This window comes from Virgibacillus litoralis (assembly GCF_017873675.1).
Lineage (GTDB): Bacteria > Bacillota > Bacilli > Bacillales > Amphibacillaceae > Lentibacillus > Lentibacillus litoralis.
On sequence record NZ_JAGGKK010000016.1, the window covers coordinates 1 to 21001 of the forward strand.

Here is a 21001-nt window from a genome sequence, read left to right on the forward strand (position 1 = left end):
GGCTCTGATTTGGGTTTTTCTTTCTTAGTAAACAGTCTACCAAATTAACCCACGACTTTACGATTAAGGAGCCAGTTTTGTTCATAGTAGCTATTTCCTCTTTTCAGCCACATTTTCATCGTTATTGGGTAAATAACGGAACCAGGAACCGTTTCAACCTTCTAGGAAAGCTTTTTTATCCATTTAGCGGAACCACGATTCACTTCATTACTTTCCAATTCACATTCTATCTTTTGAACCCTTCATCTGAGACAGGCACTTATTTTTTATGAATATTCCTTGACAAGAATATTCCGTATAGAGTATATTCAATGTATGGAAAAAATTATGAGTGCTCTTGCTGAATCTAATCGTTTAAACATCATTGAATTATTGCGCGATGGTCCCCTCACAGTAGGAGAAGTCGCCGAACAACTTCAGCTTCGTCAGCCTCAAGTTTCCAAACACCTCCGTGTACTTAGTGATGCTGGGCTCGTTGAGGTAGAACCGATTGCTAATCGAAGAATCTATAAGCTCAGACCTCAGCCACTCATGAAGTTAGACGCCTGGCTGGAATCTTACCGCCACGTCTGGGAGGAGAGATTCGACCGATTGGACGATTATTTGGTGAAACTGCAGGAAAAGGAAGAGGAAGAGTAAGAGTAAGGGATGATATTGCAGTCGAATTACTGTAATATTATTTCAAACTAAAGGGAAGGGGATTTGTTTAGCTTTGTTCAAAAAAATAATTTTAGGAGGAAACTAAATGTCAGAAAACAAACTATCGCACAGAACGGAAGGGCGGACACTTGTTATGGAGCGAGTGTTTGAAGCACCAAGGGACTTAGTATTTAAAGCATTTTCGGAGTCTGATCACTTGGAAAACTGGTGGGGACCAGAAGGATGGAAAACCGAAAGTCGCAAATTTGAGTTTAAGCCTGGTGGTGTGTGGCATTATTGCATGCGGTGCACAGACAAAAATCAGGGAGACTTTTATGGCCAGGAATCGTGGAATAAATCGGTTTATGAAGAAATTAATGCTCCGGAGAAAATCGTCTACACCGATGTATTCTCGGATGAGGAAGGTAATAGCACAGTTGGTATGCCAGAGACTCGTGTAACGATGAATTTTATTGATCAGGGTGAAAAGACCAAACTCATTGCACGGTCCGAATTTGAGTCAGTTGAAGCCCTTCAAAAAGTTGTAGATATGGGTGTAGTTGAAGGAATCGACTCACAATACAGATGTCTTGATGACTATCTGAAACAAGTTCAGTATGCGTAATTAATAATTATCAGTTGCGGTGCTGAAAACAAAACTATGGAGATTCTAAAAAAGCCTGGTACCTTGGACAATTCAGCATCGTCCAAGGTACCAGGCACTTTAACTGTATTATTTTTTATTAATTGAAGCATCATAGATGGAGTCTACCGCTTCTTTTAAGGCAGCATTAAACTCTTCATCTGTTTGGTTAACATTTAAATCATCACTTAATGCTCTGGAGAAACTGGCGATTAAGCCATCATTTTTCGCAAGCTTTTCGTTAGCTTCTTCTCGAGGATAACCGCCAGATAGAGCGACAACCCGAACAACGCGTGGGTGTTTGATTAATTCTTGATAAGTGTTTGCTTTTGTTGGAATCGATAATTTCAGCATCACGTTATCTGTTTCAGATAAGTCATTAAGATGGCTCAGCAATTCGTCTTTTAATATTTCTTCAGATTTTTCTTTGTCACTGCTGTTAATATCCACTTCTGGTTCGATAATTGGAACTAAGCCAGCTTCTATAATTTGTTTTCCAACTTCAAATTGCTGGTCCACGACAGCTTTAATGCCTTCTGGGTTAGCTTCTTTGATAACGGAACGCATCTTTGTACCAAAAATATTGCGTTCGTTTGCACGTTCAAGTAATTTATCTAAACCCGGGTTAGGCTTCATCAGCTGCACACCATTTGATTGTTCTGCTAGTCCTTTGTCCACTTTTAAAAATGGTACAATTTCTTTCTTATCAGCTAAATAATCCGCTGTATACATGCCTTCAATCTTACTATCCATGGTTTGTTCGAATAAAATGGCACCAAGGATATATGTAGAATCAAAAGCAGGTGATGTGATAATCCGTGTGCGCATTTCATGTACTAAATTAAACATTTCTTCCTCTTTTGAGTAAGCATCTTCTAAGACACCATAATTTGCTAATGCCTTTGGCGTACTGCCACCACTTTGATCAAGGGCCGCTATAAATCCATTTCCATTTTTTATTTTCTCAAATTGACTATTGTTCATTTTATCCACTCCTTTAGATTACTAATACAAGCTTTTTTCTTTAGAAAACTTTAGATCCACTTATTCAGGAAGAAAGTATTATACTTTCTTAGCTGTCTACAATGTCAATTATACATTAGTATGTTATAGAACGAAAATTTTACAATCGCCAGGAGGATTAGTTGTAATTATTAGCCTGACTGAAAAATAAGTCAAAATACTAGACACTATTAGTGAGTCTAGTATCCTCCTCTTTATAGATACTATGTAAAATTTATGTTAACATTATTAGGAATTTTGCCGATAGTAATTGGTGTAAGACAGTGTTTTTGCCAATCCTGGAGAATTTGATTATGAGAATTTGTGATAAAGACTATAGAAAAAAGTAATAAGTTGAATCCCTTAATATATTGAATTTTGCGTATATTTTTGCTTTAATTAAAATAGAGTAATTGCAACAACTGCAATGGATACCTGCCTTACACCTTTTGGGTACATAGTAATTCCCTCATAGTAATCAAATTCTTAAAATAGTTTTACGTATATATGGAGGGGGTGATAAATGCACAGCAGTGGAAGATGTGAACGTAAGTTAGATTGGCCTAATATTACATATTTGAGGATTTTCATGAATTGTATACCTATAACATCCTTTTGTATTTTCATTTATATTATATAATCTGATTATTTAATATAAAATGAAAATATTAAAGGAAAGGTCATCTGTAGTGAGCTCAAGCATTTGTTAGAAATTGTAATCGCTAACAACATAAAAACCGACAATTGTATAAGGTTCCATTCCACTTGAAAGAGCACAACAAATGTAGAAAGGAGATGGTAGATTGAGTGTTGAACTTATAGCCTTACTAATGTTCCTTTGTCTCTTTTTTGTATTATTTTTAGGATTACCTGTTGCTCTCGGTCTAGGTGGCACGGCTGTTTTATTTGCTTACTTGTTAACTCCGCATACCTTAATGGCCGCACCTAGTGCTTTTTTTTCGACACCGTGGCAGCATATTTTAGTTACGGTACCATTGTTCTTATTTATGGGAAATCTTATACGTTTTTCGGGGATTGCAGAAGCTGCCTATGATGCAGCATATAAATTAATTGGACATCTTCCAGGTGGTTTAGCTGTGGGAACTGTCCAGGTTAGTACCCTATTTGCTGCTATTACAGGAATTACTCCCCCTGCTACGATTACAATGGGGCAAATCGCTTATCCCTCTATGATGAAGTATAACTACCATCGAGGAATTGCGATTGGATCCATTGGGGCGGGTGGAGCGTTAGGAGCTCTTATACCACCTAGCGTCCCTTTAATATTCTACGGCTTATTAGCAAACGAATCCATTGGGGCTCTGTTTTTAGGTGGTGTTATACCAGGTATAATGCTTGCTATTATGTATTCTATTTATATAGTAATCAGATGTAAAATTCAGCCATATATGGGGCCACCTATACCCCGGGATGAAAGGTTTACTCTTAGTGAAAAGATCAAAACTGTCTTTAGTATTTGGCCATTTATAGTACTAGTCTTTCTTGTTTTAGGTGTTATATGGCTAGGAGTGGCGACACCTACAGAAGCTGCAGCATTTGGTGCAAGCGGAGCATTACTCATTAATATTGCGTACCGTAAGCTTACTTGGAAAATTTTAAAAGACTCTCTCGAATTCACGGTCAAACTTACTGGGATGGGGCTTTGGATATTAATTGGCGCAAACCTTTTTGTGAATGTATTTAGTGCTGTAGGTGCTCAAGATGTCATAACCTCATTGGTTACTTCTATGCCAGGTGGTGAATGGGGTGTTCTGATTATGATGATGCTTATCATTATGATCTTAGGAATGGTGATGGATGACTGGGCTATAATCATGCTTGTTACTCCTTTATTTGTCCCAATCCTTAACATTATGGGCATTAACCTTTTATGGTTCGGGATTCTATTTATTGTCAATATCCAGATGGCTTACCTATCACCACCATTTGGATTTGTTCTGTTCTGGATTAAGAGTATCTTGCCTAAAGGTGTATCAATGGGAGATATTTATAAGTCTGTTTTGCCGTTCATACTTATTCAATTACTTGCTTTAATTCTATTACTTCTGTTCCCTCAACTTGCACTGTGGCTTCCTAATACAGTGATGGATTAAGGGTTTCTGCAAACATGCAGTGTGATTCTTTAAAAGGGAGGTGTGAATTCCAAAGTCTAGTTAAGTCTTCATACAAAAATCAATAAAGGGGAGGACTAAATTATATGAGAAAATATTCATTTTTATCATTAGTACTGTTAATCGGTATTTCTATTTTTGTTTTAGTTGGTTGTCAAGAGGATGCAGCAGGTGATTCTGACTCAAGTTCCGATGGAGAATACGGACCACCTGATGAAGTAACAGAGTGGGTCTTTCAACCTGCTTTTGATTCATCTGATGCTGGCTGGGATAATGGTGTTGTACCTTGGATTGAAGCTGTAGAAGAAGCGACAGAAGGGACAATTGAAATTGAGTTGCTTCCTGCAGGTTCAATCACCAGTGGAGATGAAGCTTTTGGCGCTACTATCGCGGGAACGACTGATCTTTATGCTGGATGGGCAACCGTTTACGGTGGTAATATGCCTGAAGGAACCTTGGCCTATGGAATGTCCATGGGTGCAGACAACACGGAAGAAGCTTGGGAAGCTATGTGGGGGAGTCCAGACTACCGTATAGGTGAACTTGTTCAGGAAGCTGCAAACGAGATTGGTCTTCATTGGGTAGGTTGGACGAACCAGGGACCTAATGCGGCCTTTACGAACTCTCCAATTAATAAATTAGAAGATTTCGAAGGACGTAAAATGAGAGCTGGTGGACCACAAGCTACCTTTTTGGAGACTATGGGTGGAGTACCAGTTTCCTTGCCTGGAGGAGAAATTTACATGTCTATTGATTTAGGAACAATTGAAGGTACGTTCTGGGATACAGGTGGAATCGATGATATGAAGTTTCAAGAGGTGATTGAATATGCAATCTTACCAGGATGGACCCCAGCACAGCATCAAGAGATTTATGTGAATCAGGATTCTTGGGAATCATTGAATGACTGGCAGAGAGACCAAATTGACGAAATATTCAAATCTACCTATTTCAAGACGAGTGAGATGCATGCTGAAAAAGTTGATGAAGCTTTACAAGTTTTAAAAGATAGTGGTGGAGAGGTTATTACTCTAAGTGATGAAGAGGTAGACCGAATGCGTGAAAAGGCAATAAATGAGATATGGCCTAAGATTGCTGAAGAAAGCGAACGTAACGCAAAGGGAGTTGAACTTTGGAAACAGTACCTCAAAGACAAAGGCAAGATCGAATAAATAGAAAGGGGGCGAATTAAAAATATGAAAGCATGGAGCATGGTCGAACTTGTAATCGATTCTATTAGCGAAATAATGGGTAGAATTGGCTGGCTGATAATTTTTTATGTTATGTCCTTTGGCATATTTGACGTCATCATGAGGTATTTTTTCAACTCGCCTTCACTGTGGATTTCGGTAACAATTCAGTACGCTATGGTTTTATTGGCTTGCGTATCTGGTGCATATGCCCTGAATAAGGAAGCATTTGTTAAATTAGATCTCTTCTATGCCAAATTTCCACCGAGAGTGAAGGCAATTGTTGATATTTTTACCTTCCTTTTAACATTCTTGTATTTGTACGTTCTGATTACCAAGGGAATAGAGGCAGCACAAGCTTCTTTTAAATTAAAACAAACGACACCTACAGCGGTTCCAATCCCGCTTTACCATTTGAAGGCAATTATCCCATTTGGAGTTTTTTGTGTCCTGCTTGTCGCCGTTAAAAAGCTTGTCATTGACGTACAAACAGTCCTTGGTATAGAGAGGGAATAATTCATTATTTCGATTGGCAGTTTAGAAAGTATAAAACTTTCCTGCTGCATAATTGCAGCTAAGGCTTCGCTATAACAGCTTGTACTCCAAATATGAAAAGGATTCTAATTTGAATTCCTATGACGATAAGCCAAGCTTTCAAATAACATTGGTTTGACCCCTTTCTACTCACTAGAGCCTGTTCCTTAAAGTTTAAATTAAGGAACAGGCTCTCATTTTTTGCAGTTAAAAAACCAGCATGGCTGCCGAGTGCGCAACTATTTCTTTAAGTCTTTTATTGGCAGTTAACCCCCTAGCTCCGTCATGCACACCTTATAAGAATCCCTTTAGTGGATGTAAGTTTTCTAATTTTTTTATATTTTTGGCTATTTTAAGTTGATTCAATTACTACTTCGTTATAAACTACATATAATTTAGTAATTAATTCTAATAATTGAAACGGGGCTGTATCATTGCTGGACCAGAAAAGTTATATACCACTTCATTTACAGTTAAAAAATAAGATAGAAAGGCAAATTACTAACGGAGAGTTTTTGGATCAAATTCCAAGTGAGCGAGAATATATGAACAAATATGATGTTAGCAGAAGTACTGTAAGGGAAGCTATAAATCTATTAGTACGTGAAGGAATCCTTGAAAAAAGGCATGGGAAAGGCACGTTTGTTTCGTTAAAGCCGTTTAATGATTGGCTCGGAAACTTAAGTAGTACAACGGAAACCATCCGTCATATAGGAATGAAACCAGGTGCTAAACTTATCACACATTATAAAACTACTCCGCCAGCATATATTCAGGAACTGACTGGTTTTAAAGAGGCTTATTTTATCAAAAGGGTACGTTATGCAAATGATATTCCGATTGGTGTGGAAAGACACTACTATCCAATTGAGATTGGAGAAGAGTTAATTAAATTCGATTTGGATAATGCTACACTTTATGATTTAGTTCAACATGAATTAGGTATACAATTTGCTGAAGCGGATCAGACAATTACAAGTGGGCAAATGCTGCAAGAGGATTTGAATTATTTAGACGTTCCACCTGATACGAATGTTTTAATTGCTGAACGGATTATTCAAAATCAGGCAGGTAGTATTATTGAAATGGAAGAGGCATTTTATCGCAGTGATATGTATATGTTTAAAATAAAATTATCGCGTAAGTTTGGCTAGTTTTAAACTGCAATTTTCATTTATTACATTTTATTATAAATCATATTAGTTATTTAAATATCTGAATTTATAAAAAACATTGAATTTTTGTGTCATTCTCTAATATAATATAAATAGACTTATCACAACTGGTACGGACGTCGTGACCTATCATGGTTTATTTTCGTTATTATTGAAGAGAATGGAGTGAGGTTAATGATTATTGGGGTTCCTCGTGAAGTAAAGAACAATGAAAATCGGGTCGCACTAACCCCCTCTGGCGTTACAGCTTTTGTGCAGGCAGGACATGGTGTAGTGGTGGAAAGAGAAGCTGGAAATGAAAGCGGTTTCCTGGATAAAGAATACACAGCTGCAGGTGCTGAGATTGTAGCTTCTGCAGATGAAGCATGGGCTGCTGAAATGGTGATGAAGGTTAAAGAACCGCAACCTGAAGAATATGACTATCTAAGAGAAGGCTTAATTCTATTTACGTACCTTCATTTAGCTGCCGAACCAGAATTGACGCGAAAGCTAGTTGAGAAAAAGGTAACCGCTATTGCATATGAAACGATCCAGAATAATGTTAATTCATTACCTCTTTTAGCTCCAATGAGTGAAATTGCGGGCAGAATGTCTGTACAAATAGGAGCTCAGTTTTTGGAAAATCCCAAGGGAGGAAAAGGTATTCTTCTAAGTGGTGTACCAGGAGTTAAACCGGGAAATGTTGTCATTATTGGTGGTGGTGCTGTAGGAACAAATGCAGCGAAAATGGCAATCGGTTTAAGAGCACAGGTGACAATTATTGATATTAATGCAAACCGTCTCCGTGAATTGGATGATTTGTTTGGAGGAACAGTTACAACTCTGATGTCAAACCCGCTGAATATTCAAGAAGCTGTAAAACATGCAGATCTCTTAATTGGAGCAGTATTAATTCCAGGCGCTAAAGCTCCACAATTAGTTTCTGAGGATATGGTAAAGAAAATGTCAAAAGGATCGGTCATTATTGACGTTGCCGTTGATCAAGGCGGATCAATTGAAACAATTGATAAAACTACTACACATGATGACCCGGTTTATCTGAAACATGATGTATTGCATTATGCAGTCGCAAATATGCCTGGTGCTGTGTCAAGAACAGCAACACTATCATTAACGAATAATACAATTCAGTACGGCATGTTACTTGCAAAAATGGGTTACAAACAGCTGTTGAAGCTAGCAAGGCATTTGCCAAAGGTGTCAATACACATGATGGGTTTGTAACGTACAAAGCAATAGCCAATACTCACAATATGTCCTATAAATCGTTGTCGTCTGTCTTTACTAGTAACCCAGTTTCAACTTATTAAGCATGTCTGTAAGAAAAAACGAAAGGGGGAAAAGGTATGGAGGCACAAGTTAAAATGGATTACTCGGTCGAAAAAACATCGTCTCGTTTATGGAATGCAATGCATCGCTATAACAAGGATGCTGAACAAACTGTAGCTGTATCCGGTGAGGGGTCATGGTTCACAGATGATAATGGAATGAAATATCTTGACGGTGTATCAGGTTTGTGGTGCTTAAATCTTGGTTATGGACGGCAGGAAATAGTTAATGCAGCTGCAGAACAAATGAAAAAGCTTTCTTATTTTCCGTTAACAATGAATCATCAACCTGCAGTTGAGTTAGCAGGTAAAATTAGTGAATTGTTAGGTGAAAAATATCAAACTTTCTTTTCCAATAGTGGTTCAGAGGCGAATGAAGCGGCTTTTAAAATTGTACGTCAATACCACAATCAAACAGGAAATCCCGGAAAATATAAAATCATATCCCGCTATCGTGGATACCATGGCACGACGCTAGGAGCATTAAGTGCAACCGCACAGGCCAATCGCCGTGTTAAGTATGATCCACCTGTACCAGGATTTTTACATGTGTATCCGCCATATAGCTATCGATCTATATTTGGCGGGGGTGCAGAAGAATCTGATTTAAAAGCAGCACAAATGCTTGAGGAAATGATTAATTGGGAAGGCGAGGAAACGGTAGGGGCTTTCATCATGGAACCGTTTATTTCGGGTGGAGGCGTCATTATCCCGTCGACTAAATATATTCAACGGGTTGAGGATATTTGTAAAAAACACAATGTATTGCTAATTATGGATGAAGTCGTTTCTGGTTATGGCCGAACGGGTAAAATGTTTGGTTTCATGCATGCAGAAGGTGTTCAACCTGATATTGTTACAATGGCAAAAGGATTAACTAGCGGTTATTTACCACTAGGAGCTACTGCCGTTAAATCGGAAATTTATGATGCGTTTAAAGAAGAAGGAAAAAATAATCATTTCAGGCATGTCTCTACTTATGGTGGTCATCCAGCGTCATGTGCTGTTGCCCTTAAAAATATTGAAATCATTGAAAGAGAAAAAATCGTAGAACGTGTAAATGATTTGGGTGAAAAGAAATTAGGTAAACTCGATCAATTAATCGAACATGAAAACGTTGGCGAAGTTAGACGAATTGGTTTTTTGCTTGGTTTGGAAATGGTGACTGATAAAGCATCAAAAGTACCGCTTGACGAATTGAAAATGGCTGAAATTGTAGGCAAGTGCAAACAGGAAGGCTTGATTATTGGTAAAAATGGTGACACAGTACCGGGTCAAAATAACGTCATTATTGTGGCTCCACCATTAACAAGTACAGAAGATGATTTGGATTTTATTGTTGAAACGGTGAGCGCTGTTATTCGTAGTCTCTAAAATAAACCTGATTCACACTGATGAAGGGTTGGATGGGAAGGTTATTAGATGAATTACGATAGATTAAAAACATTTATTGCAGTCGCTGAAAAAAAGAGCTTTTCTGAAGCAGCAAAGATATTATATGTTACACAGCCAACGATAACATCGCAGGTAAAGGCACTGGAAGAGGAACTGAACACGAAGTTATTTGAGCGAACAACGAAAAAAGTTGAAATGACACAGTCCGCACATATTCTATTAAAATATGTCAGGGAAATTGTTCGCCTAACTGACTCTGCTCAAAAAGAGATTTTACAGATTGAAAACACGTTTCACGGTAATCTTAGTATGGGGTGCAGTCTAACAATTGGTGAATATATACTTCCTGAGTTTCTTAAGCAATTCATTAATTCATACCCCCTTATCCAGTTAAGTGTTAAGATTGTGAATTCCAGTGAAATCGTAGCAAAACTAAAAGATCAGATCATTGATGTTGGGTTAATTGAGACACCAATAGAGGATCCGCAAATTACGTTGGAGCCGATTTTGGAGGATGAACTTATTCTGATAGCTGCGCCCGACTATTTTCCGGCGAGTGAAGTAAAAATTTCGCTTGATAAACTTACAAAATTACCGCTTATTGTTAGGGAAAAAGGATCCGGTACACGAGCGGTTGTTGATTATTATTTAACACAGGGCAGACTTTCTGTAGATGATTTAAATGTGGTTATGGAATTAGGCAGTACCGAGTCGATTAAAGCAGCTGTTGAATCTGGGTTAGGTGTTTCATTTATTTCTAAAAGTGCCATAAAGAAAGAACAAAGGTTAAAATTGCTGAAAACATATCCTATCGAAGGTATATCTCTTTATCGTTATTTCTACATCGCATCCCGTAAAGATCATATTTTAAAATCGACAACTGAGCTATTTTTGGAAGAGTTACGAAGGATTATTCAGGAAAAAGAAGCCTGTAATTTAGTCCATCTGCCAACTGGTAATTATGGAAAATGATAAAAACTAATAACTATTATTTTTGAGGAGGAATTTTACAATGACAAAACAACAAACAGAAGTAAGAAAAGCAACGAATCAAAAAGTAAAAATGACACCAAGCGAGGCGATTGTCGAAACACTTGTAGCAGAAAATATCAAAGAAGTTTATGGTATCGTTGGATCAGCATTTATGGATATGTTGGATCTATTCCCAACAGCAGGCATACGGTTCCTGCCAGTGCGCCATGAACAAAGTGCTGGACACATGGCCGATGCCTATACACGCGTCTCGGGGGTCGCTGGGGTTATTGTTGGACAGAACGGTCCGGGAATTACCAATATGGTAACATCGGTTGCAGCTGCAAACCAAGCACATACACCAATGGTCGTTATCTCTCCTTCTGCTGGAACACCTACAATTGGATGGGATGGATTCCAGGAAGCAAATCAGGTATCTATATTTGAAGACATCACGAAAGAAACCGTACGGGTAACACATAAAAGCCGTGTAGCAGATTGTTTGCGTACCGCATTCCGGATTGCTTATGCAGAGCGTGGTCCCGTATTGTTCGATATTCCACGTGACCTATTTTACGGAGAGTTAGAAGATCAAATTCTTGAACCACACCAATACCGTACTGAAAAAAGAGGTGCTGGAGACCCTGCATCAATTGAGAACGCTGTAGAGATTCTTAAAAATGCTGAATACCCAGTAATCATATCAGGTCGTGGTGCTGTAGATGCAGATGGAGTTGATGCGGTCAGGCAAATTGCAGAACATTTAACAGCGCCTGTAGCTGTATCATATATGCACAATGACGCATTCCCAGCTGACCACCCGCTCGCTGTTGGTCCAATTGGTTACATGGGATCAAAAGCTGCCATGCATACATTAAAGAAGGCTGATGTCGTACTGGCAATTGGAACAAGATTATCTGTATTTGGAACGTTACCTTGTTATGATATTGACTACTTCCCGAAAAACGCGAAAATAATTCAAGTCGATATTAACCCGCGTCAAATTGCGCGAACACATCCAGTAGCTGTTGGAATTATTGGGGATGCGAAGGCAACGAGTGATGAAATCTATAGGCAATTGAAATTAGAATCTTCTTCTCCAGAAAAAAATCAGGTCCGTTTGGAAGAAGTTAGCAAACTGAAGGATGAATGGGAGCAAGAATTAGTTGACTTAGCTATGGAAGATGGGAATCCGATCAATCCAAGGCGTGCGCTATTGGAATTAACTAAAGCACTGCCTGACAACACAATTATTTCATCCGATATTGGTAATGTATCATCAACTGCTAATGCATATTTGAAATTTAACCAAACCAGACGTCATATCGCCGCACTCACATTTGGTAATACAGGGTTTGCATATCCAGCAGCACTTGGAGCACAATTGGCCGAGCCGGATTCCCCAGTTGTAGCAATCATCGGTGATGGTGCATGGGGAATGAGCTTACACGAAGTTAGTACTGCAGTAGAACAAGGTATTCCTGTCATTGCCTGTGTATTTAACAACAAATCATGGGCGGCTGAGAAGAAGAACCAAGTAGACTATTACGACGACCGTTACGTAGGATCTGATATAGATGCACCTGATTTCGCTGAAGTAGCAATATCAATGGGTGCGCTAGGTTATACAATTGACAAGCCAGAGGATATAGGATCAGTAGTAAAAGAAGTATTGGCGAAACGAAAGCCAGCGGTCCTCAATATTTTTGTAGATGGTACACAGCTTGCACCACCATTTAGAAAAGACGCATTAAAAATGCCAAAACGTTTCTTGGATAAATATAAGCATTTGGATTACGATGAATGGAAAAAGTAATCTGACCGAAAATAAAAACCTCCCTGTCACTTTAGAATGACAGGGAGGTTTTTTAGCAGTTTATGAAGTGCTACTAAGGGCTTGGCGGTGAATACCAAGCATTATACAATCAAAAAGGCAATAACAGAGAGAACAGCTGATGTGATTGTCATAGCAATCAATGGTTTCATGGCTTTAGTACGTAAATCCTTTAAGCTGACACTAAGGCCAAGTCCTACCATAGCTGCTGTTAATAACCATGTTGTTAACGTATAAACACTATTGAATACTTCGTCAGATACTGGGATAGAATGTCCAAACACATAAGTACCTAGGATACTTAATGCCATAAAACCAATTAGGAACCATGGGAAGGCTATTTTGGTACTTGCATGCTCTGAACCTTTACGTTTCGTCTTCATAATATAGATAAGAATAAAACATAGTGGGATGAGCAAGAAAACACGGCCCAATTTAGCAAGTAAGGCAATAGCTAGTGCATCTTGCCCTGCAGGAGCAGCTGCAAGTGCAACATGAGCAAGTTCGTGCAAGCTAAGTCCTGACCATGTCCCATAATCTACAGCTGATATAGGTAGTATGGGACGTACTATTGTGTAGGCAATTGAAAACACAGTACCCATTAAAGCAATAATGCCGACTCCAATTGCTGTATCTTCATCTTTCGCCTTAATAATTGGTGCAACAGCAGCAATTGCGGCTGCTCCACATACTCCTGTTCCGACACCCAACAATAATGAGATCGTTGAATTTGCTTTAAAGACTTTTGCAAGCCAAATCATTGCAATGATTGCAAATAAAATAATAAATGCATCCCGCAGGAGTAACCCTAAACCATCACTAAGAACGACATTAATATTTAGTCTAAGTCCGTATAAAATAATTGCTAATCTAAGTAATTTTTTCGAGGAGAATGTTACGCCTGCTCGTAACGCTTCTGGATAACCGAAAATTTGCCGATAAATAATAGCGATAATAATTGCACAAGCTAATTGACCCACATATGCGAATCCAGGTATAAGAGCAAGTAAGAATCCTAATAATGCAATGAAAAATGTGAACGCTACTCCAGCAATCCATTTCAACCTCTGTTTTGAAGATGGATCTTCTTGAGGTTCGGTCTCTTGTGGATCAGCTTGTATCTTTTGATTTTCTATAGACATAAAAACAATGCCCTCCCTTCCAAATCTAGATTACGGGAATGGCAATAATAAGTAAAATTAATTATTATTATAGTTTTTATAAAAAAACGTAATGATTAAATCATAGTGTCAATAAGATTGGTTTCACGATTTTTAATCTGGATTTAAGCTTATGGTAAGAATCAAGTGAATAGGGAAGAGGAAGTGGGAGGTTAATGGTTATTTTCAATAAAAATAGTGGCTGGGACATAACTAAAAATCTCTACTTTAAAGACGAATAATAAACAGGATAGGTTGGTTAGAACGTTCATTATCAATGGGTGAATTTATTACGTAATTGATATAAACTGCGAACTAGTTGGGTGCAGTAAAACCGCTACGGAAATACACTTCGCTTTCCGTGGGCGGCTGATGAGCCTCCTTGCTCCTACGTCGCTACGTAGTCTCATCTAGGCCTCAGCTCCCACAGGAGTCTACGTGTATTTCCTCCGCTGGGTATTGCTCACTAGAACAAAAAAAACAAGATTTTATACTACTTAACTAGCAGTTGGAATATGCGAGACTCCTGTGGGACAGCGATCCTAAGAGACCCCACAGGGAGCGTTCTTTGCGAGCGAGGCAGACTAAGTACGCCACGTCCTGTGGCAACGTCTGCACTAGCACGTCCTATGCGTCGGAGGCTCGTGGTGAGCCCTAGGTGCGCGAGTATATTCCAACTGCGTCGTTAGGAAGCCTCACAAAATGCTTTCAATAGGACTTCCTTAGTTGGTTCGCAGTTTATATTTAATCTGGAATATTAGAAAACTAGGCATTCACCAAGGCTTTTGGTGAATGCCATAGTTGCACTTATGCAGTAAGAAAGTAGTTATACATTCTTAACTGCAAAAATCCGAACTAATTCGAATTCCATTTCAAGAATTTTGAATATAGTTCGGATTTTACTTTGACTAAATACTTTTGTCCCAGCCTTTTCTATTTACGAAAGGTTTTTGGAAGTTCCCTGCGTAAGAATCATTATCTATTGTTAATTCCCCGCTGCAGATAAATCATTTCATCGGCAAGATTTTTAATTCTGTCTGTAACATTACGATCGATAATTTCATCACTTTCCAGGTTAAAGGCATCGTTATGGATAAAGACATTCCCCGTTGGAACTAATCCCTTAAAATAGGAAAGTACTGGCTTTAATTGATATTCTGGCACAAGAAAATGATTGCTGGACCATCCTGTTGCTACAATACCTGTTACTTTATACTTGAAGGCATTTTCAGGAAAGTGGTCTAACAGATTTTTCAATGCTCCCGAAATGGATGCCTGATAAATTGGCGTGCCAAATACCAGAAAATCGGCAGAAGCTATTTTACTAACAACATCCCAAGTATCTTGGTTATAATCTGCTAACGGGGCACCAACAGCAAACTCAACGTCATACTCCCTTAAATCAATTAACTCTGTCTGAATGGTTGAGTCAATAAGTTGAGCAGCGACCAAAACGTCGTTTACAGCTAGAGATGTCTTCTCACCAGCCAGTGCTCCCGATACTCCAACAAGTTTCATCACTATTCCCTCACAATATTATTTAGTATTTGCATTGAATAAGGTGTTTCATCATCGTTTATGTACGAGTATTTTAATTTGCTGCATTTAATAGTGAAGGTTATCTTATTCTAAATTTTAATGCAACAAATTTGATTGTATTAAGCGGAAGAAATCCTGTTTATGATAAAATAAAGTCTGTATATTAAACAAAGGAGTAAAATTATGGTGACAGAAAGATTATATTATCAGAATCAGTATATGCGTAGCTTTATAGCCAGACTGCAGAATTCGGATAGAGACGAGAAAGGGCGTTTCTATGTTATTTTAGATCAAACAGCCTTTTACCCAACTGGTGGTGGCCAGCCTTATGATACGGGAACACTGAATGATGTGAATGTCTATGATGTGGAGGAAATCGATGGGGAAGTCCGACATTATATAGAGGAGCCTGCTGAAGTACATAATGAGTATACTGGAGAAATAGACTGGAACCGGCGTTTTGATCATATGCAGCAGCATACAGGACAGCATATTTTGTCAGCAGCATTTGAAGAGGTATTTAACTACAGAACAGTTAGCTTCCATTTAGGTGCAGAAATTTGTTCGATTGATCTTGATGCAGGGAGTCTTTCAGATGAGGAAATAGTTCATGTAGAAAAAACAGCAAATAACATTATCATGGAAAATCGCCCTGTTGAAACAAGATGGGTGTCAGAGGAAGAACTATCAAATTTTTCGCTCCGAAAAGAAGTATCCGTTGTAGATAATATCCGCCTCGTTATCATTCCAGACTTTGATTATAACGGCTGTGGCGGAACACATCCAGACTCAACTGGACAGGTAAGTTCTTTAAAAATTTTACATTGGGAAAAGCAAAAGAAGAAAAAGATACGTGTTTACTTTGTTTGTGGATTAAGAGTCCTAAAACAGCTCGATGAAAAACATAAAGTTATTCAGTGTTTAACGAATACGTTGAACACCCCACAGCAGGACTTGAATGAAGCGGCTGTTCAGAATTTGCGTTTGAATCAAGGTCTTGAAAAAAAGGTCAATGAGTTGAACATGGAACTCATTGAATATGAAGCAGATTCCTTCATTGAACAGGCAGAGCCTCAAATCAACTGGAAGATAGCAAAAGCAATTTTTCATGATCGTCCAATGCCGGAACTTCAGCAATTGGCTAAACGGATTACCATAAAATCAGATCGTTTACTGGTATTCCTTATCAATCAAAAAGGGGAAAAGCTCCAACTTGTGTGTTCGAGAAGTAATGATGTGGTGATTAATATGAATGATTTAGTGAAAAGTGTCCTGCCCGTTATTGATGGAAAAGGTGGGGGAAATGATTCAATTGCGCAAGGCGGGGGAGATAGAATAGTTTCGGCAGAGGAATTGATGGTGGAGTTAATGAACCAAGCAGCAGCATTTAAAAGCGAATAAAAGCCATTTTAATTTTTGAAAGGTGAATGTTTTACCACCTGTAAAGAAGCAGGGTAGGTTTTCTTTTTTTTAATAATGATTTACAATCAATAATGGAACTTTAGCTGTATATGGTAACGGAAGGCCCGATCATTACTTAATTGTTAGGTTTTTCGATATGAATGAATGAGGATTACATAGGAGGAACACACTTGGAATCAATCTTACTTGAATATGGATGGACATTATTAATTCTAATTGGTCTAGAAGGTTTGTTATCGGCTGATAATGCGCTTGTAATGGCAGTTATTGCCAAGCATTTACCAGTTGATCAGAAAAAAAAGGCAATCAACTATGGTATTATTATGGCTTTTTTCTTCCGTTTTGGTGCTTTATTTGCAATTTCTTTTATCGCGAATGTTTGGCAGGTACAAGCCATTGGTGCAGCCTATCTTCTCTACCTAGGTCTGAAGCATGTGATCAAGGTACGATTCGGTAAAAAGAATGAAAAAGTTGAAGAGGATAATAAAGAAGAATCCAAAGGAAAGGGATTCTGGCCGACTGTTGGTAAGATTGCACTAGCGGATCTTGCATTTGCGATTGATTCAATTCTTGCAGCTGTTGCGCTTGCGCTTGGACTTCCGGATTCCCCAATTGACGATTTCGGCGGAATGGATGGCGGTAAATTTGCTGTGATCGTACTTGGAGGAATTGCTGGCCTTATATTAATTAAGTACGCGGCAACCTGGTTTGTTCAGTTGCTCGAAAAGCGTCCGGCTCTGGAAACAACTGCTTATGTGATTGTAGCATGGGTTGGTGTCAAGCTTGCTATTCTGACCCTTGCGCATGATGAGATTGGCGTTTTAGCTCATGATTTTCCTCACAGTACAGCCTGGACCTTAACGTTCTATGGAGTCCTGGTTGCTATCGCTCTATTGGGGTGGTTTGCACCGGGAAAAAGAACATCTAAAAGATGATGGTGGGGAAAGACAGGTGAAAAATAAGGACAAAGAGTACTTGTTTTCTGGCTAAAGAAAATTTGGCTGAACGTTAAGAACAGATACCCTATACTGGGGTACATGAATTAAAAAAGAGCAAACCACTAATTTTATTGAAAATTAAGTGGTTTGTTCTTTTTTTAGCAGTAAGATTTCTTACTGCATAAGTGCAACTAAGGCTTATCTATATTAAGGCTTGCACTCCAGAGTATAAGGGGTTCTAAGAAAGCAAAATACGCTTTCATAAGAATCCCTTTAACGAATGCCAAGTTTTCTAACCGTGGATATTCCGGATTATTATTCAACATTTGCTACATTTGGATTTAAAGGAGAAAACATCCCATCTGGGTTTGCTTGCCAAACCCAAGCATGCAAAGCAAAGGAGCCAGGAAATGGTCCGTCATCGAACTCTTGACCAAATAATGATGGACGTTCCTCACCTAGAGACATGTACTCAACAGCTACTAATTTGTAACCGCCATTCTTTTTAGGCTCGTAAACTAGAACTTCGGGAGCTAACGGGTCATTGGTGCTGGTTCCTAGTAATTCGTTATTTGTTAGGTGAATACCCATGTTAGGAACTAAATGGTATTTAGTTTCATCCTTAGGTCCGTACCCATCTTCAAAGGCAGCTTCAATGTCATGGTATTTAGCTGTTGCCTGCCGAACCTCAGAAAGTTGCTTTGATACAACAGGACCATAGGATTTTGCACCAGCCACATTAGTTAATACAAATGTTACTACAAAGACAATAGCTAAGGTCATCATTAGAAATCCTCTTTTTTTCAAAAAAAACACCTCTTTTTAGTTAATATATTCATTCCTTTATAAAGTATGATATCGTTCCTTATTAAGAATTACTAGGCAGTTTGTTATTAAAAAAGTTATCCCATATTGAATGCACCAAAATTACTCAACTTTTATAACTAAATTTTTAGTTAAGCCTTCGTTGAATTCTTCTGCGAACTGGTACTATCCTCGAATAAGTAATTGCACCCTTGTTCAACTTTTTTTGTTCGTCAAATATATTATAAGAGGCAGAAATACGAAACATATAAATAAATTATTTGTATTATTACTTATATTTGGTTGTAATAACGATGGTGTAAACGAGAGGATGCGTTAGCTGAGGAAGAAATTGAAAATAATTAGAAGAAAAATCTGAGTTCAGTTGGACTGAGATTTTTTAAATATGCAAATCTAGGTACAAATAATAGTGTAATTTTAAGTTTTGCGATAGGTAACGGACCTTGTTAGTGCTTTATGATGTGTTTTTGCACCATTGTAGTGAACCCGTTAATGAATACTGAACTTTTTTTGTTATAACTCCCCCTAGTGATTTGAAGGTAGTCTATCTAAATTATATGGTCACATAACCCAAGCTGGGAGAATATCATACTGATAGTAAAGAAAGGAGAGGTGTTTAGTGTACAACAATACGCAGATGAATCCTAATGAATATCAGGAAGATTACCAACCTAACCAAATTAAAGGGCTATGTAAACAGTATATGAGCTACCATGTCATAGGACAGCTAAGCGATGGATCACAGGTTGATGGAATTATCGATAGCATGGATGAGGAAGGTGTGACCATGTTAGTTCCAGAAGAAGTTGATGAAGAACAAATGAACAGACAATTTGATTATGGTTATGATTATGATTACGGACGGCCTCGAAGAAGATTTCGTCGATTCCGCAGACAGCGATTCCCGTTTCGCTTTTTCAGAAGTTTATTCCGTTACCCATATTATTACCCTCCTTACCCTGGGTACGGATACGGTGGAGGATTCTATTAATAGCTACTTTAAAGGTGATTTAAGGCAGTTTAAATGCTGCCTTTTATTATGGAGTTGACCACTGCTTCGGTAGATTTCAGGTACTAGCGAACAGTATTAATAACACCAACTCTAAATCTGTTCCTTACTATTATCACTTTGGTATTCTAAAATATCTCCAGGCTGACAATCTAAAGCCTTACAAATACTCTCCAGAGTTGATAATCGAATCGCTTTTGCCTTTCCGTTTTTTAAAATAGAAAGATTAGCCATCGTAATTCCAACTCGCTCCGAAAGTTCAGTTACGCTCATTTTCCTCTTAGCCAACATTACATCAATATTGATTATAATCGCCATTTTATTCACCTCAGACCGTTAATTCATTTTCTGATTTTATATAAATCGCTTCTTGCAGGAGTCTCTGGAGAACAGCAGCAAAGACTGCGATAACCATTGGAGCAAGAATAAAGAGCATTCCAACCAAAATGACACCTGGGGCATCGTCTAACTCCGCAAAGATATAGAATAATGGCATCCCAACCACATATAAGCCACTGATCGTGATTGCACATTTTTTAATATTTTTTAAGACTTTTACAGATATTTCCGAGAACGCTTTGTTTTTGTCAATATAACTTAAAAGTTTAAAAGCCTGATATAGTGCAACGTAAAAAGGTATTGTCGATGCGTACATAATTATTAAAATGCCATATAGTACATAGGCGAACTCCGAATTACTTTCTGCTGCTTCTTTAGCTAAGATAGGCAACCCAAATATACACAAAGCAAGAATCGGAATTCCAATAAGAATAACAGCAATTTTTAAAAAGAGTGTTGATCCACGTTTCATCAAAAGCACCTCACTAATTTATTATTAAATTGACTTTAACACATTATTTATCGTTTTACAATAATAAAATGTTGAATAGTATTATATTATTGTTGTTTAAAATTATTCTTGGTTAAAAAAAGCAGGGATGAGGGTGGCAAGTTAGCGGGATGTGGATCTTGCAAACTAGTGAAGTGGATCGTGGTTCCGTTAAATAGGAAAAAAAGCCTTCATGTAAGGTTGAACGGTTCCTGGTTCCGTTATTTACCCAAAAACAGCTAAAAATGTTGCTGATATGGGTGAATAGCGGAATGAGGATTACATAACACAATCAAAACAGGTGTTTTTTAAGAAATAACGGAATGAGGATCCGCCAAATCAGTGAGCACCATCCTGAATGTAGTGGAACATCTGCTGGCTATTAATATTGGTTAGAACATAAATCTAATACTCTAGCTCAATCTAGCAGGGCAA

General features: G+C 38.1%; 18 protein-coding genes and 1 pseudogene. 13 read left to right on the forward strand and 6 right to left on the reverse strand.

Features of this window, described 5'->3' with window-relative positions; all coding sequences use genetic code 11:
• Positions 1-315 precede the first annotated feature (315 nt).
• On the forward strand, positions 316-639 hold the full coding sequence (locus J2Z82_RS13705; protein ID WP_209481346.1) for an ArsR/SmtB family transcription factor: 324 nt from the start codon (positions 316-318) through the stop codon (positions 637-639).
• Between the two features lie 106 nt (positions 640-745).
• The gene (locus J2Z82_RS13710) at positions 746-1264 is read left to right on the forward strand and encodes an SRPBCC family protein (RefSeq protein WP_209481347.1); all 519 of its coding nucleotides are present in this window, start codon (positions 746-748) and stop codon (positions 1262-1264) included.
• A gap of 108 nt (positions 1265-1372) precedes the next feature.
• Here the strand turns inward: J2Z82_RS13710 and J2Z82_RS13715 are convergent, their stop codons facing one another.
• Positions 1373-2266 (reverse strand): fructose bisphosphate aldolase, encoded by an 894-nt coding sequence (locus J2Z82_RS13715; protein WP_209481348.1) that lies wholly within the window; start codon positions 2264-2266, stop codon positions 1373-1375.
• 821 nt (positions 2267-3087) lie between these two features.
• Here J2Z82_RS13715 and J2Z82_RS13720 point away from each other — a divergent pair.
• The 8 genes and pseudogenes from J2Z82_RS13720 (at position 3088) to xsc (ending at position 12826) form a co-directional block, all read left to right on the forward strand.
• A complete protein-coding gene (locus J2Z82_RS13720) occupies positions 3088-4398 on the forward strand; it encodes a TRAP transporter large permease (protein ID WP_209481349.1) in 1311 nt (436 codons plus the stop codon).
• Positions 4399-4502: 104 nt separating this feature from the next.
• Positions 4503-5588, forward strand: a complete 1086-nt coding sequence (locus J2Z82_RS13725) for a TRAP transporter substrate-binding protein (RefSeq protein ID WP_209481350.1) — start codon at positions 4503-4505, stop codon at positions 5586-5588.
• Between the two features lie 24 nt (positions 5589-5612).
• Entirely contained in the window at positions 5613-6122 is a 510-nt protein-coding gene (locus tag J2Z82_RS13730) for a TRAP transporter small permease subunit (protein ID WP_209481351.1), read from the forward strand.
• A 452-nt stretch (positions 6123-6574) separates the two neighbouring features.
• Positions 6575-7294 carry a GntR family transcriptional regulator gene (locus J2Z82_RS13735; protein ID WP_209481352.1) on the forward strand — a complete coding sequence of 240 codons (720 nt, stop codon included), beginning with the start codon at positions 6575-6577 and terminating at the stop codon, positions 7292-7294.
• Between the two features lie 195 nt (positions 7295-7489).
• Positions 7490-8625: pseudogene (gene ald / locus J2Z82_RS13740) on the forward strand (alanine dehydrogenase).
• Between the two features lie 36 nt (positions 8626-8661).
• Entirely contained in the window at positions 8662-10017 is a 1356-nt protein-coding gene (locus J2Z82_RS13745; RefSeq protein WP_209481353.1) for an aminotransferase, read from the forward strand.
• A gap of 48 nt (positions 10018-10065) precedes the next feature.
• Positions 10066-11010 (forward strand): selenium metabolism-associated LysR family transcriptional regulator, encoded by a 945-nt coding sequence (locus tag J2Z82_RS13750; protein ID WP_209481354.1) that lies wholly within the window; start codon positions 10066-10068, stop codon positions 11008-11010.
• A 40-nt stretch (positions 11011-11050) separates the two neighbouring features.
• Positions 11051-12826, forward strand: a complete 1776-nt coding sequence (gene xsc / locus J2Z82_RS13755) for a sulfoacetaldehyde acetyltransferase (protein WP_209481355.1) — start codon at positions 11051-11053, stop codon at positions 12824-12826.
• Between the two features lie 101 nt (positions 12827-12927).
• On the opposite strand, the gene J2Z82_RS13760 is transcribed toward xsc, so the two are convergent.
• Together J2Z82_RS13760 and J2Z82_RS13765 are read right to left on the reverse strand one after the other, a co-directional pair.
• Complete coding sequence (locus tag J2Z82_RS13760; protein ID WP_209481356.1) at positions 12928-13986, reverse strand: YeiH family protein; 1059 nt, start codon at positions 13984-13986, stop codon at positions 12928-12930.
• Positions 13987-14979: 993 nt separating this feature from the next.
• The gene (locus tag J2Z82_RS13765) at positions 14980-15522 is read right to left on the reverse strand and encodes an NADPH-dependent FMN reductase (RefSeq protein WP_209481357.1); all 543 of its coding nucleotides are present in this window, start codon (positions 15520-15522) and stop codon (positions 14980-14982) included.
• A 204-nt stretch (positions 15523-15726) separates the two neighbouring features.
• Between J2Z82_RS13765 and J2Z82_RS13770 the strand changes: the two genes are divergently transcribed.
• Positions 15727-16944: an alanyl-tRNA editing protein gene (locus J2Z82_RS13770; RefSeq protein WP_209481358.1), complete on the forward strand. Its 1218-nt coding sequence runs from the start codon at positions 15727-15729 to the stop codon at positions 16942-16944.
• Between the two features lie 191 nt (positions 16945-17135).
• Complete coding sequence (locus J2Z82_RS13775; protein WP_209481359.1) at positions 17136-17900, forward strand: TerC family protein; 765 nt, start codon at positions 17136-17138, stop codon at positions 17898-17900.
• 318 nt (positions 17901-18218) lie between these two features.
• Here J2Z82_RS13775 and J2Z82_RS13780 read toward each other — a convergent pair whose 3' ends face one another.
• On the reverse strand, positions 18219-18689 hold the full coding sequence (locus J2Z82_RS13780; RefSeq protein ID WP_209481360.1) for a hypothetical protein: 471 nt from the start codon (positions 18687-18689) through the stop codon (positions 18219-18221).
• 658 nt (positions 18690-19347) lie between these two features.
• Here J2Z82_RS13780 and J2Z82_RS13785 point away from each other — a divergent pair.
• Entirely contained in the window at positions 19348-19719 is a 372-nt protein-coding gene (locus J2Z82_RS13785) for a hypothetical protein (RefSeq protein WP_342453647.1), read from the forward strand.
• Between the two features lie 111 nt (positions 19720-19830).
• Here J2Z82_RS13785 and J2Z82_RS13790 read toward each other — a convergent pair whose 3' ends face one another.
• Positions 19831-20055 (reverse strand): helix-turn-helix domain-containing protein, encoded by a 225-nt coding sequence (locus J2Z82_RS13790; protein ID WP_209481361.1) that lies wholly within the window; start codon positions 20053-20055, stop codon positions 19831-19833.
• A 10-nt stretch (positions 20056-20065) separates the two neighbouring features.
• Entirely contained in the window at positions 20066-20548 is a 483-nt protein-coding gene (locus J2Z82_RS13795; RefSeq protein WP_209481362.1) for a DUF2975 domain-containing protein, read from the reverse strand.
• Between the last annotated feature and the right edge of the window lie 453 nt (positions 20549-21001).